This window comes from Schleiferilactobacillus perolens DSM 12744 (assembly GCF_001435585.1).
GTDB classification, from domain to species: domain Bacteria; phylum Bacillota; class Bacilli; order Lactobacillales; family Lactobacillaceae; genus Schleiferilactobacillus; species Schleiferilactobacillus perolens.
Genome location: NZ_AZEC01000020.1, coordinates 1 through 12,994, shown reverse-complemented (window position 1 = coordinate 12,994; position 12,994 = coordinate 1). Strand labels below are relative to the sequence as shown.

The window sequence follows — 12,994 nt, the reverse complement described above, 5'->3', positions numbered from 1 at the left end:
AGACTCACGTCAACCGTGGGTCTTTTTGTTTAGCCTAATTTTTCTTCCTTCAAATCCCGGCGCGCCAGCATCGGCATGATGAAGCCGAACCCAAAGAGGACGATGACGGAAATGATGTTCATCACCAGTTGATGGGTCCACCCATTAGTGCCAAAGACCACTTCTTGGGGCAAGAAGCCCAAAGTGGCACACACAAACGTGAAGACGAAGCACCAGCCACCCACCAGATAAGCGGCGGCTTTACTCTTCAGAAAGGTATATCCAGAAGTGAATTTCTCTGCCTGGGCCCGCAAAGCGAGGAAGGCGACGAAGACCAGCGCCGTCTTGTACGGGGATACAATTCCGTTCAGGTTCAACAGCCAGTTAAAGATAGCATTGATATTGGGCAATGTGCCTGACAATAACAATAGAAACAGACACAGGCCAGCGGTGAATATATAGCTGTGAATTGGCCTGCCTTGCTTGTTTTTCTGGAGGAGCCATTTCGGCATAAAGCGCACCGCGGTATCGGCTGACAACACCCGACTGGAGGCATCGATCAGGACGGCTAACTGCGCCAGCATGAATAACAGCTGGGTCGCTGCAAACATATACATCAGAATCTTACCCAACCCCCAGGCTTGCCCAAGCATTGAGAAAGCATAGTAGGCGCCATTCATCTTCAGATCATCGGGTAAGTGGTTGGCATTAAACCAAACCCCTAAGGCCAGGGAACCAAAAATCACCAAAAATCCGGTCATGATGGCCAATGCCCACATCGCTTTGGGGAATTCTTTTTTCGGGTTGCGCAATTGAGCCACATAGGTCGCGCCCAACTCCGCCCCGGAAGTGGCGAAGATCAACAACCCAGTAGTGGCGAAGTAATGCATGGAGAAATGCGGCTTAAAGGCTGCCCATGTGAAGGTGGTCGCAGAATGCACACCCTTCGCCAGGCCGGCTGCTGTCAAGAGCACGAATAAGACCGCCATTAGGAACATGGCCGCCCCGCCAATCAGCGACATGACTTCCAGAGACCGGGAGAAGAGATTCTCAAGGACAATAAAGACCAAAATAATGACAAAGGTCAGCAAGCCAAACGTCAAATTCGTCATCCGCTTGCCCAAGGTGTTATCGCCTAAGATCATCCAGGATAAGGCGACAATGACAGAGTTAGAGACATCCACCAAGTAAGGCAAGGTCTGCGCCCAGTAAATCCAACTGGTCCAGTAACCCCAGGTGTCGCCCAAAGTCCGGCGCATCCAGGTGGCCAAGCCGCCGCCTTCGTCTTCCCGAGTAAAGGTCGTCCCGAGTTGCGCCGAAATTAATGCGTAGGGGACGATGTAGATGACAAGCAAGATAATCCAGTTGATGACAACGGATAAGCCTTGGTTTTGGAACGGGTAAAAGATGTTTTCGAAACCGATGACCGTGATAAAGACCAGCAGGCTCAGGACTGGCCAGCTCATATATTTACGGTTCGGGGTTAATTCTTCCTGCACAATAGAAATCCTCCATTATTATATTCAGTTGTTTTAGATCAAGTAGTATGAGTGCATAAGCTGTGAATCATGACAGATCCAGTGCCAATGCGGAGCAATCGGAGGTGGCAGGGGGCTCAGTGGTGGGAACAGTGATAAACTTGGCCCGGTCCTGGCCAAGTTTATATGCTGTTAGGCGACTTTGAGACCGCGTTCCTCAGCGGGCTCAAAGCGCCGTCACCACTTGCTACGCCTGCGGCTACGCACTAGCTGCGCGTCGCAGCCCCCTGACACCGGAGATTGCGCAGCTTTGACACGGCGCTAGCGTGATAACCTCGTTATTTCGCCACATGCACCATGGCGTCGCCGTCTTCGTCGGAGAAGACACCCTGGATTTCAGGCGTGAATCCGGGGAAGCGGGCGATACCAGCAAATAGGATACGGAAATAATCAATAGCCGGTAAAGTCCAAGTTTCTCCTGGCACCACCACAAAAATTCCTGGTGGGTACGGTAAAGCGCCCTCTACAGCCACCTGTCCGGCACTTTGAATTAGCGGCACCATGTCATAATGACCCATTGCAAACTTCGCATCTGCTTCAGCAGCTGTCATCACCTGATTACGACTGTTACTATTTTGAAACAGCCAACGCTGTTTAATTACCAGTTGTTGATCTTGGAAAAAATCGGATAATTGCTGGCACAGTTCACGCAATGTCGTGTGAGCATAACGATCGCCGGTTTCAGCCACTAATTTCGGCAATGTTTGCGCGACTGTTTTGTCGTTGTTGTAGTCCGCTTCAAACTGCTTCAAGACTTCCAACAACCGGCGCCAATCGGTCATCCGGGAACCAGGAGTCACCAGGAATAGCAGTGAATTAGGATCGGCTTTTTCGGGCACAATATTGTGATCCAGCAAATACCGGTCCACTACCCAGCCAGACACACCAAGCGCGTGAGTGTGGGGTAAAATCACCGTCACTTTGCCGGGATCTAAATAGGCCTGACCAGGCAATAGATCAGGAATACCATGCCACTGAGCTTGGGGATCCAGCTGCCAGGCAGCCGGATCGGAATACGCCGTCTTTGTTTCCATGGTAACCAAATCGGGACTGTTGTAAGCCCGGAACAGTTGGGTGTCGTTCAACGCTCGGCGAAAAGCCAAGGAGTCCGCCAGAGCTTGCTGCCAAATTTTGCGGCCCACCGCGCCTTGATTTAACGCCACATTCGCCGCCAGCGAGGCATAAAGAGGGTAAGAATAGCTGGTGGTGACGTGCTTCAAATAGGCATGGTTAAACTGGGCATGGCTGACGTAGCGCGGCTGACCCTTGATATGGTGATCCTTTTTATGGATCTGCGACGTCTGAGCAAAACCGGACTGCTGTTTATGAACGGACTGGGTCACAATGATACCGGGATCATTTGGTCCCAGGTCCAGTTGCAACGGGTCCATCGGTTTCATCGCCGGGATGAACGGTTCATAACCACCCCAGGCCGCGTCAAACAGCATGTAGTCCACCAATTTGCCAAACCGGTGAAGCAGCATTTTAACATCCGGCACGAGTCCATCGAAGGTTTCCAGTTCCATGGCGGCTAATCGAAAAGGCCGCTCTGGATTGGCTTTTTTCGGCGCAAAAGTCCGCAAATAATTACGCAACTTTTCTTCCGTACTGTCCTTCAGGTCTACTGGTCCAATCAAGCCTAGGTCACTGCGCAGAGTATCTAGATAAACCGGGATCGCCCCATTCATGACTAAGGCGCCATTGTAAACAGACTTGTGGTTGTTGCGATCAAAGAGCACCAAATCACCTGGTTGGAGGATGGCACTGGCCACCACATTGTTCGAACCGGTGGTCCCATTGGTGACAAAATACGTCTTGTCTGCGTGCCAAAGCTTGGCTGCTGCTTGTTCAGCCTTCAGCGGTGTACCGCCGTGAGTCAGCATATCCCCCAGGGCAGTCACGACATCAGAAGTGTCACTGCTGAAGAATTCCTGACCATACGCTTGTTTCAGCAGGTAGCCGGCCGGGGCCAGTTCATCGTAATGACCGGCATGGTGTCCCGGCGTCGCAAAGGTCGTCGGGTCTGCCTGGGCAAACTTGAGTAGATCGGCCACGTAAGGCGGAATTTCCCGTTGTTCATACTTTTGTGCCGCCGCCGTGATTTGGCTGCGGACTGCTGGGGTGATTTCTGTAATCAGGGTGACCAGTGGGAGGGCTGGCGGCGCCTGTTGTCCGAGGATAAAGACAGGGATGGGCAAGGGACTCTCTGCCAATTTTTTGATATTGGTGGTGTCAGTGGCCTCGATGACCGCTGCACTAATCCCGGCCAATGGTGTCTGGGCAATATCAGTTAGCGGTAAGCTGTGCAGGGTTTGCGCTAACTGCGGCGTTGTGCCAATTTTTAAAAACATCAAATAAAACCTCCCAAATTAGCGTGCGAAAGAATTAATTTGGCGGCGATTGCTCCGCATTGCCTAAATTATCTCTTTTGTCTACGCTTGTTACCCCAAGCAGAAAAACACTCTGCTCGCGTGGTGCTTAGTGACTGAAAAATACTTTCTGGGCCGCTTGCATCGTGGCAATTTTTACGTGGGCGTACGTTAAGCCGCCTTGCATGTAAATCGTATATGGTGGTCGAATGGGACCGTCACCAGAGAACTCAATGGTGGAGCCAGAGACGAAGGTGCCGCCGGCCATGATCACTTCGTCTTCGTAGCCGGCCATGTGTTCCGCGATCGGTGTGACGAAGGAATCTACCGGTGAGCTGGCCTGAATGGCTTCTGCAAACTTCACCATGTCCTTGGGGTTGCCAAAGTTGACGGTTTGGATCAAATCCGTCCGCGGAGCATCCCACTTCGGGTGAACATCCAGTCCCAGGCTTTCAAACAAAGCGGCTTCGAAGATGACACCCTTGATGGCATTGCCAGTCACGGACGGGGCAATAAAGAAGCCTTGGAACATGTCGGACAGCATCCCGACCGTGGCCCCTTCGTCACCACCCAGACCGGGTACCGTCAAGCGATAGCTGACCCGTTCGACCAGGTCTTTTTGACCGACAATATAGCCACCAGTCTTAGCCATACCGCCGCCGGCATTCTTGAACAGCGAACCGGCCATTAAGTCAGCACCAACATCCAGTGGTTCTTGGGTTTCGGAGAATTCACCATAGGCGTTATCCACGAAAATCCACACATCTGGCTTTACCGCCCGGACGGCGGCGATCATGTCTTTGATCTGGGCCACCGTGAAGGAATCCCGCGTGGCATAACCGCGAGACCGTTGGATGGCCACAACTTTCGTGTTATCCCGCAGCCGCTTTTGAACAGCCGGAATATCCACGCTGCCGTCTTTTTTCAACGGGACATAATCGGCACCAATTCCATATTCCTTAGGACTGCCGATGCCGTTGCCGGCCATGCCCAGGACTTCTTGCAGGGTATCATAAGGTTCGCCGGTAATATAAAGAATCTCGTCACCAGGACGGACCAACCCAAGCAAGCTTACACCAATGGCATGGGTGCCAGACACAAACTGCGGCCGCACCAGAGCATCTTCGCCGCCTAACACATCGGCGTAAATAGCCTCCAGCACATCCCGGCCTTCGTCGTTATGGCCGTAGCCAGTGGACCCGGACAAGTGACTCTCTGCCACGTGGTGTTCTTGGAACGCCTGCAATACCTTGGCTTGGTTTTGCAGGATCTGGTCATCAATTTCGGCCAACCGCGGGGCAATCTTCTTGTCCGCTTGGTGCATCAATTCGACCAGTTTTGGATCAAACTCATTTTCCCAACTTTGCATTATTCGCCGTCATACTTCCCAGTTTCGATTTTGAGCCACTCGCTGGCATGAAAAAAACCCCTGAAACAACTATTCAGGGGACGCTTGGACACAATTCCGCCAGGACCATATAACGTCTTACCCTCCTTGACGCTAAGTATAATGGAAAGCAGGCTGTAACACCAGATAGAAAGCCGGTTTCACGTGGAACATGATTAAAAATGGGACCATATTTCAGCCTACTTGATCAATCACTCTATTCAGTCGTTCCGTCACAAACAACATCACGATGGCAAAAACGACCAAATAAAATGGGAATAACCCCATCCCTAGACGGCTGGCTAACCAGCCAAATAATGGGGGCATAAATACGGTCCCCAGGTAGGCCGCGGCCATCTGTACGCCAATTACCGCTTGGGAGCGGCTGGCGCCAAAGTTCGTCGGCGTGGCGTGAATGATGGCGGGAAATATCGGGGCACAACCCAACCCGGTAATGATCAATCCGGCGAGTGCGGCGGCCGGGCAGAGCCACCAGACCAATGCCGGCCAGCGCTAGAATTGTGCCGCCCCGGATCAACGCCCGGTCGCCAAAGCGGTCCGCCACGAAGCCGGATAGAAATCGCCCGCCGGTAATACCTAGATAAAAGAACGAGGCAAAATTCGCCGCGGTATCCACCGGCACCTGCCGTACCTGCACCAAATAACTGCTGGCCCAAATTCCCGTGGTCTGCTCGACGGCACTATACGCGAAAAACGCCGCCAAAACGAAAGGGACGCCCGGTATCCGCCAGATTTGCGGTAAGTGCAGCGGCGCGCTGGGGGCCTCTTTTTCTGCGGCTGGTAATTGCTGACTAGCTCGTCGCCACAGGGGCAGCGTCAAAAGTAAAACCGCCGCTAACCCAATCTGCAACAAGCCGTCAATGCAGTAGCCGCCAGTCCATCCGCGGCCGCTGCTCAACGCAAAGCCCATAATATATGGACTAACGGCGGCGCCCACGCCCCAGAAGCTGTGCAGCCAGCTCATGTGCCGAGCGGCATAGTGCAGCGCCACGTAATTATTCAACGCGGCATCCACCGCGCCAGCACCCATGCCGTAAGGAATCGCCCATAAGCACAGCATATAGAACTGTTGAGACAGTGAAAAGCCCAACAACGCGATGGCTGTGGTCAATACACTGACAGCGGTCACTAAACCCGCCCCAAATCGGTGGGTCAACCGATCCGACAGAATGCTGGAGACAATCGTTCCCATGGCAATCAACATCGTGATCATCCCGGCAGCGGCAATCGGCACGTGTAACGCCGTGTGCATCACCGGCCAGCCGGCGCCAATCAACGAATCCGGCAGGCCCAAACTGATAAAGGCGATATAAATAATAACCAGTAATAACGAATACACTTTTCTTTCACTCCCAAAATTAAATGAAAACGTATCCGCTCATTATACCGGATTCCGCAACGGACTAATAGACATCGCGGTAAGCCCGCAATGGTTTCTCGCCCTGCGCTAATGCGTCCGTTAAGCCTGGAAACTCGCGCAAGTAGGCGGCTTGATCCTGCTTGAACTGCCACGGGACGACTTCAAAAAGCCGCGCCACGGCCCCCAGCTCCCCAGGGGTCCAAACCGGATGCTTTCCCGCTGAAGCCAAGGCATGGCGGCGATTGTCCACCCAGGCGTCCGCCTCAACCGGGAGACCCAACCCGCGCAAGTGTTGGATAAAAGGCTCCGTCGCCCGGTAGGCCTGGGTGATGGAATCGGCGGTTAACGCGATAATCAGCATGGTGTTTTCCAGATAAAATAAGCGATCCGCATCACGCTCAGACGCAAATTGTTGCGCCTGGTCGAGGTACTTCTTTCCCTCCTGGGCATTGCCGTCCAGTAACTGCATAATTGCCTGATTACTGAACAAGCGATACCGTAGGCGCTTCACTGCTGGCATGTCCGCCATCTCTGCCAACACGCGGGCTAGTTTATCGTTGATGCGGTTCCGGGCATCCGCCGGCAGGCGTACTTGGATAGTCATCAATGTTTCAATCTCGCTCACGGTAAAAAAAGACCGGTGCAACGCAAAGGCTTGGATCGCCCGTACTTCTCCTGGCGTCATGTCTGCGTCCGTCCAGGCGGCCAGCTTTTCTCGAACAGTGTTCAAAATATCCGCTTGTCGGGTCACTGTCTTGGTCTGCCCAGTCTGTTTGCGCCACCGATACAGAAACTCGTCGTAGGACATATCCAAACGTTCTAACACCGTCAAAAAACTCTCCGCTTTAATATCCGTCTCGCCGCTCTCGAAACGAATGGCCTGTCGCCGGCTCAACAGACCTTGATACAGCTTGACCTGGGTCGTTTCCTCAGCCAACCGAATTGTTTTCACTACTGGTCCCAGTTCATGTGCCATTTTTGTCACCTACCCCTTTTTCCTGCATTATAGCCGCTATGCTAGGGAAAATGAAGGAGTGATAAATTATGACCATCAATTTTCGCTGGGTATTACGGCATTTGCCCCTATGGTTGATTGCCGCATTAATTATCACGGCAATTTGCGGCAGTTTAGAAGGAATTATCAATGGGGTCGTCCTGGGACAGTTTCCCAGTTTAGTCGGCGCCAGCAGCGCCAAATTGATTCGTTATCTGCTCACGTCCAGTACCCTATATCTGTTCACATACACTTTTCTGTATCTCTGCCAGATCTTGACCGTGGTCGCCATCAAGCACCTGAATATCGCGTTGAAACAAAGTATGCTCACGGTCAGTTTCCAGCAGGGAGAAGCGACCAGTCACGGCCTGAACCACTTAACCAATGATGCCGCCAAGATCGAAACCAATTATTTCAGTGCACTGGCGACTTTGCTCACAGCGATTTGCGGGGCGGTTTTGGCCACGACCTTTGTCCTATCTGTCCACTTATTAATGGGCACCATCGCCATCGCCTTCTCAGCGCTGACCATGATTCCAATGGTGTTTGCGCAAAAGAAAATCGGCAAATTGGGCAAAGACTGGAGTCAGGCCAATGACCGGACTGTGCAAACCGCCAATGATTGGCTGGCGGGGCGGCGGGAGATTAATCAGTACCGCACCGAGCAGTCCTTCTTTGCCCGGGTCACGGGTGCTTTAACTAATAGTGAACGCCGCCTGCAAAAACAAAACATTTTCCAGTGGACTGTTCAGTACGGCAGCTGGTTGTTGGTAATCGCTGCCATGATGGGACCGTGGGCAATCGGCTTTTATCTCATGCAGCATGGCGGCTTCGGCGTCTCCATCAGTATTTTACTGACACTGACATTGAGTGCCGATCACGTCGTCGGCAGCATTCGCCAAGTGATGGCTGTCTGGGGAGATTTGGCCAGCACGAAGGATTTGCGCAAGCTCCAAGCGGCGCCCATCCCCTTCTCCCAAACAGCCGCCAAAACTCCGACTGCCCCGGCACTGGCATTGCACCAAGCCAGCTTGGCCTTTGGCGATCACCAAATTCTGCGCCCAACCACAGTGACCATTCCTTACGGCAGCAAAGTCTTGTTGACAGGTCCCTCTGGTGTGGGTAAGACCTCCTGCCTGAATTTGTTAGCCGGCTGGCAGCAGCCCACCACCGGCAAAGTTGATTTAGCCGACACCCCGGTACAATCCACCGATGTCACCTATGTGCCCCAGGAGCCCTGGCTGTTCACTGGCACCGTTCGGGACAATCTCACCTTAACGGCACATTATTCAGATAAAGAATTATTGGCCAGCTTACAGGAAGTGGGACTGCTCACTGAGTTGGGACCTGATCCGCTCAGTCGCATTCTTCATCCCGATGCCAATGATTTATCCGGCGGCCAAAAACAGCGGCTGGTCATCGCCCGTGCCCTATTGCGTCGCCGGCCGGTGTTGTTACTGGATGAAATCACGGCGGGGTTGGACGATAAAAATGCCCATGCCGTGCGCGGACTGCTTTATCGCCTGCCCCAAACCATTGTCGAAAGCGCTCATCACCTAGATCCCGCCCTCATTCAAGAATTTCACTTCCAGACTTACCATCTCCAAGATCAACAACTGATTCTCGAGCATTAATTGTATGCATTCGCTTACATTTGGCGGTATACTGTAGTCGTGAAAAGTTGGACACTGCTGGATCGCAATCATGGAGAGGATGGTTGTTATGTGGTGGGCAATGATTGCCATCGTGATGATGGCCCTCGTCTCAATGGCCTTGGTCTATTTCAGTGACGGCGGCTGGGCAATGTATGGCGGCCGCATGCTGCAAACAGTCCGCCACGACGAAGAGCGATTTGTCCGTTTTTGGCGTTTAGTCTTTAGTCGGTAAAGTGTTCCGCGAGAGACAAAAATGCGCCGCAACCGTTGCTAAATAACGATTGCGACGTATTTTTATTGCCGTCTAAACTTTAGAAGAACTGCCGCATAATATCTTTCAATGGCGGTAATTCCGGAATTTTCCAATAAGAAGTCAGATACTCTTCACCATATTTCATGTACCCTTTGGCTTCGTCACCGACAATCTTACCCGGCAGCGGAGCATCATCACGCACATAGGCGTTGATCAAAACCGGCTTATCCTTTTCTTGATAGGCTGCTGCCAAGGCCTTCTTGAATTCGGTAATGTTCTTCACATTATAGCCGACCCCGCCGCAGGATTCTGCGAACTTGGCAAAATCAATATCTGCCAAGTTAATCTCGTAATTCAATTGACCAGCGGCCTGTTGTTCATATTCGATAAAGGCCAACTTCTGATTATTCAAGACCACGCAGATGATTGGCAAATGATACTTGACCGCTGTGACGAAGTCCTGCATGACCATGGCGAAGGCGCCGTCCCCGCACATGGTCAACGCGCGGCGATCTGGATAGGCCTGTTGGGCAGCAATGGCCCCAGGCAGGCCGCAGCCCATGGTGCCTAACCACGCTGAAATCACATACCGCTGGGTCGGTTTGGCATGGATAAATCGGGCCCCCCAAGTGGTTGATGTACCCACATCAATGGAATAAATCAAATCATCTGGGGCCGTTTTATCGATAGCACTGGCCAATGCTTCCGGCGCAATCGGCGTATCATCGATTTGTGTTTTAGCAGTCATCCACTGATTCCAATTGGCCATGCTCTTTTGACAAGCGGATAAGAAGCGCTTATCCTGACGTAATTCACCTTGCTTATTCAGCGCCGTGATCACGAGCCCTAGATCACTTTGAATCGCCACGTCCACTGGATAGCGACGACTAATATTTTCTGGATTCAGATCAATTTGAATACATTTCGCTGTCCCTGGTTTAGGCAGATAAGGTTTGTATGGATAATTGGTGCCGAATAACAGTAACAAATCCGCACTCTTCATGGCTTCGTAAGCCGGCTTGGTCCCCAGTTTACCCACATTGCCCAAGGAATTCGGGTGGGCATCGCCAATGATGCCCTTGGCCGGCATACTGGAAATAAATGGAATATGATTCGTCTCCAAAAACTTAGTGACAGCTGGGCCGGCATTGCGCGCACCGACGCCCACCAAGGCAATGGGCTTTGCAGACGCCCTAATCAAATCCGCCGCCTGTTGCAACTGTTCATCCGTCACCGCAGGGGCATTCAAATGAAATGACTTAGCAGATGACTGATACGGTGCCGCCTTCTCATCCGGCAAGTTATCTGGAATGGTCAACACCGCCACACCGCGATGTTCGTAGGCACTGCGGATGGCCTCATCCAAGACTTCTGCTAAATTATCTGGCGACGTGATCGTCCTGTTGAAGACAGCCACATCATCGAACAACTTGGGTGTGTTGATTTCCTGGAAATAACCCTCGTTAAGATCGTTAGTGGTGACTTGTCCCAGCAACGCCAGCACCGGTGCATGGTCCATCTTGGCATCGTACAAGCCATTCAACATATGAATCGCGCCGGGTCCACCGATGGACAAACATACTCCTAGTTTGCCTGTCAGCTTGGCCTCAGCCGCTGCCGCCAAGGCCCCGACTTCTTCGTGCCGCACCTGAATAAACTTGATTTGATCCTGTTTTTCCTGCAGAGCACTGACCGTCGTATCGATGGAATCACCCGGCAGACCATAGATGTTTTTGACTCCCCAATCAATCAACACCTGGACTAATTCTTCAGAAGATTTATTGGCCATATGAAGACTCCTTTTTAACAATACCGTCTCTGACTGGCCCAATCCTAAATGAGTTGTGCCATAATGTATTGTCTGCAACCCACGGTAGTTCTTTCATTAGACGGTTGTCAAACCGTTTTTGCCTATGACTTTTTGCTTTTTAACGTTGCGGATGCAACAAAAAGGTTAGAATGGTATAAAGAGGTGTTTAATCGATGACAATTGGTGCCGTGCTGAAACAAGCCCGCAAAGATGCCGGCCTTTCGCAAGCGGAGGCGGCAGCTGGTATTTGTTCCCAGGCCATGCTTTCAGCCATTGAAAGTAACAAGTATACGCCTAACGTGACGCTGGTGATTGCCCTGTGTCAACGGCTGGGGATTACTTTGGAAACAGTTGCACTGGCCCAAAACTTTGCCATTGGCCAACAGAAAGACTTTAACCAGCAGGTGGAGACGCTGTGCAATACCCACCAGTATCGGAAATTGTTGACGTTTTTGAATACTGACGCAGTGATTGACAGTATTGCAGACGGTGCAGAAACCCAAGCTTACTACTATTATTTAGCGGTGGCCGAGTTCCAAGGCGCTAACAACTGGGATGCTGCCCTGCAAAATCTGCAGCTGTGTCTGGCCAATGCCGCCCATACCAAGACATTGACCACCCTCACGCGGCTGGCCACCATCAGTGCCGCCTACATCAAGACCTTGAAGAATCAACAAGTATCCCCCACGGTGCAAGATAATATCGACCGGGCGTTAGGCGGAATTGATGCCGCCCGGTACACGGAAAACTTGAACATCGTCTATTATCTCGCAGCATTGCTCTATTTCCACGTGAAACAAGATACTACCAGTGCCAAAGTCTTGGCCCAGGGAATTCATTTCACCACCAGTCATAATTCCCACTACATGTTGGCTAATGACTACTATTTATTGGCTAAAATTGCCCAGCGCTTGGGCAAGCAGGACGAAGCGGAGGCGGCCACGAAGCGCTCGCAGTTGTTTAACGAATTATTCGGTGAAGCCGTCTTTGCCGATTTTGACTAAGGAGGTTGGGAATGATTACCGATTTTGTGGTCAAGTATCATCATCAATGATCAAATACGATCATTAACATTGTTTGCGTGGATCCGGTGCCGGCTCCTGGAAGAGGCAAAAAATGGTTGAGCACAGGAGGAGACAAACGTACATTCGATCCGGTATCCTTGAATTATGAGGAGGTGAATCGAATGCCCATCAAAACCCACAAGCTTCGCATCTACCCCAATGCGGAAATGAAGACTGTCATCACTGAGTTAATGGATTATAACCGTTTCTGCTGGAATCGTGGTTTAGAAACTTGGCAGGATATGTATGATGCATCCCGACTTCTGGACGACAAGAAGCTGCGGCCCAGCGAACGCAAAGTCCGTGATGAACTGGTGGAAAACAAAGCGCGCTGGCAGCGCCGATTGTCTGCGCGGGTGCTGCAGACTGCGATTCATCGTCTGCACCAAGCCTGGCAAAACTTCTTTAATCCCAACATGCCGGATGCCCACAAGCCCAAGTTTCACAGTAAGCGGGACGCCAAGCAAAGCTTTACGACCGATCGAGCCAAAGTGGCGGGGAGATTTCTCCAGTTGGATCGACCACTGAAGACCACGCACCACTTCACCAAGATCAAAATGGCTG

At 51.8% G+C, this 12,994-nt stretch carries 10 protein-coding genes; 4 read left to right on the top strand and 6 right to left on the bottom strand.

The annotated features are described in order from the left end of the window. Nucleotides 1-29: 29 nt before the first annotated feature. The 5 genes from FD09_RS14110 to FD09_RS14090 all read right to left on the bottom strand — a co-directional run bounded on the left by FD09_RS14110 (nt 30) and on the right by FD09_RS14090 (nt 7,630). The gene (locus FD09_RS14110; RefSeq protein ID WP_420806866.1) at nt 30-1,445 is read right to left on the bottom strand and encodes an APC family permease; all 1,416 of its coding nucleotides are present in this window, start codon (nt 1,443-1,445) and stop codon (nt 30-32) included. Between the two features lie 350 nt (nt 1,446-1,795). Then, nucleotides 1,796-3,868 carry an Orn/Lys/Arg family decarboxylase gene (locus FD09_RS14105; protein ID WP_057822339.1) on the bottom strand — a complete coding sequence of 691 codons (2,073 nt, stop codon included), beginning with the start codon at nt 3,866-3,868 and terminating at the stop codon, nt 1,796-1,798. A gap of 127 nt (nt 3,869-3,995) precedes the next feature. Beyond that, nucleotides 3,996-5,255, bottom strand: coding sequence for a methionine gamma-lyase family protein (locus FD09_RS14100; protein WP_057822338.1), 1,260 nt, complete (start codon nt 5,253-5,255; stop codon nt 3,996-3,998). 235 nt (nt 5,256-5,490) lie between these two features. After that, on the bottom strand, nt 5,491-6,633 hold the full coding sequence (locus FD09_RS14095; protein ID WP_268873298.1) for an MFS transporter: 1,143 nt from the start codon (nt 6,631-6,633) through the stop codon (nt 5,491-5,493). 64 nt (nt 6,634-6,697) lie between these two features. Then, nucleotides 6,698-7,630, bottom strand: coding sequence for a hypothetical protein (locus tag FD09_RS14090; protein WP_157053847.1), 933 nt, complete (start codon nt 7,628-7,630; stop codon nt 6,698-6,700). Between the two features lie 68 nt (nt 7,631-7,698). On the opposite strand from FD09_RS14090, the gene FD09_RS14085 reads away from it, so the two are divergent. After that, a complete protein-coding gene (locus tag FD09_RS14085; protein ID WP_057822336.1) occupies nt 7,699-9,282 on the top strand; it encodes an ATP-binding cassette domain-containing protein in 1,584 nt (527 codons plus the stop codon). Between the two features lie 88 nt (nt 9,283-9,370). Then, nucleotides 9,371-9,535, top strand: coding sequence for a hypothetical protein (locus FD09_RS16415; RefSeq protein WP_157053846.1), 165 nt, complete (start codon nt 9,371-9,373; stop codon nt 9,533-9,535). Nucleotides 9,536-9,614: 79 nt separating this feature from the next. Here FD09_RS16415 and FD09_RS14080 read toward each other — a convergent pair whose 3' ends face one another. Further along, nucleotides 9,615-11,345, bottom strand: coding sequence for a pyruvate oxidase (locus FD09_RS14080; protein WP_057822335.1), 1,731 nt, complete (start codon nt 11,343-11,345; stop codon nt 9,615-9,617). Between the two features lie 194 nt (nt 11,346-11,539). Here FD09_RS14080 and FD09_RS14075 point away from each other — a divergent pair, with 194 nt between their 5' ends. Then, on the top strand, nt 11,540-12,370 hold the full coding sequence (locus FD09_RS14075; protein WP_057822334.1) for a helix-turn-helix transcriptional regulator: 831 nt from the start codon (nt 11,540-11,542) through the stop codon (nt 12,368-12,370). 182 nt (nt 12,371-12,552) lie between these two features. Then, nucleotides 12,553-12,994, top strand: a 442-nt coding sequence (locus tag FD09_RS14070; RefSeq protein ID WP_157053845.1) for a helix-turn-helix domain-containing protein, incomplete at its 3' end; no start/stop codon positions are given.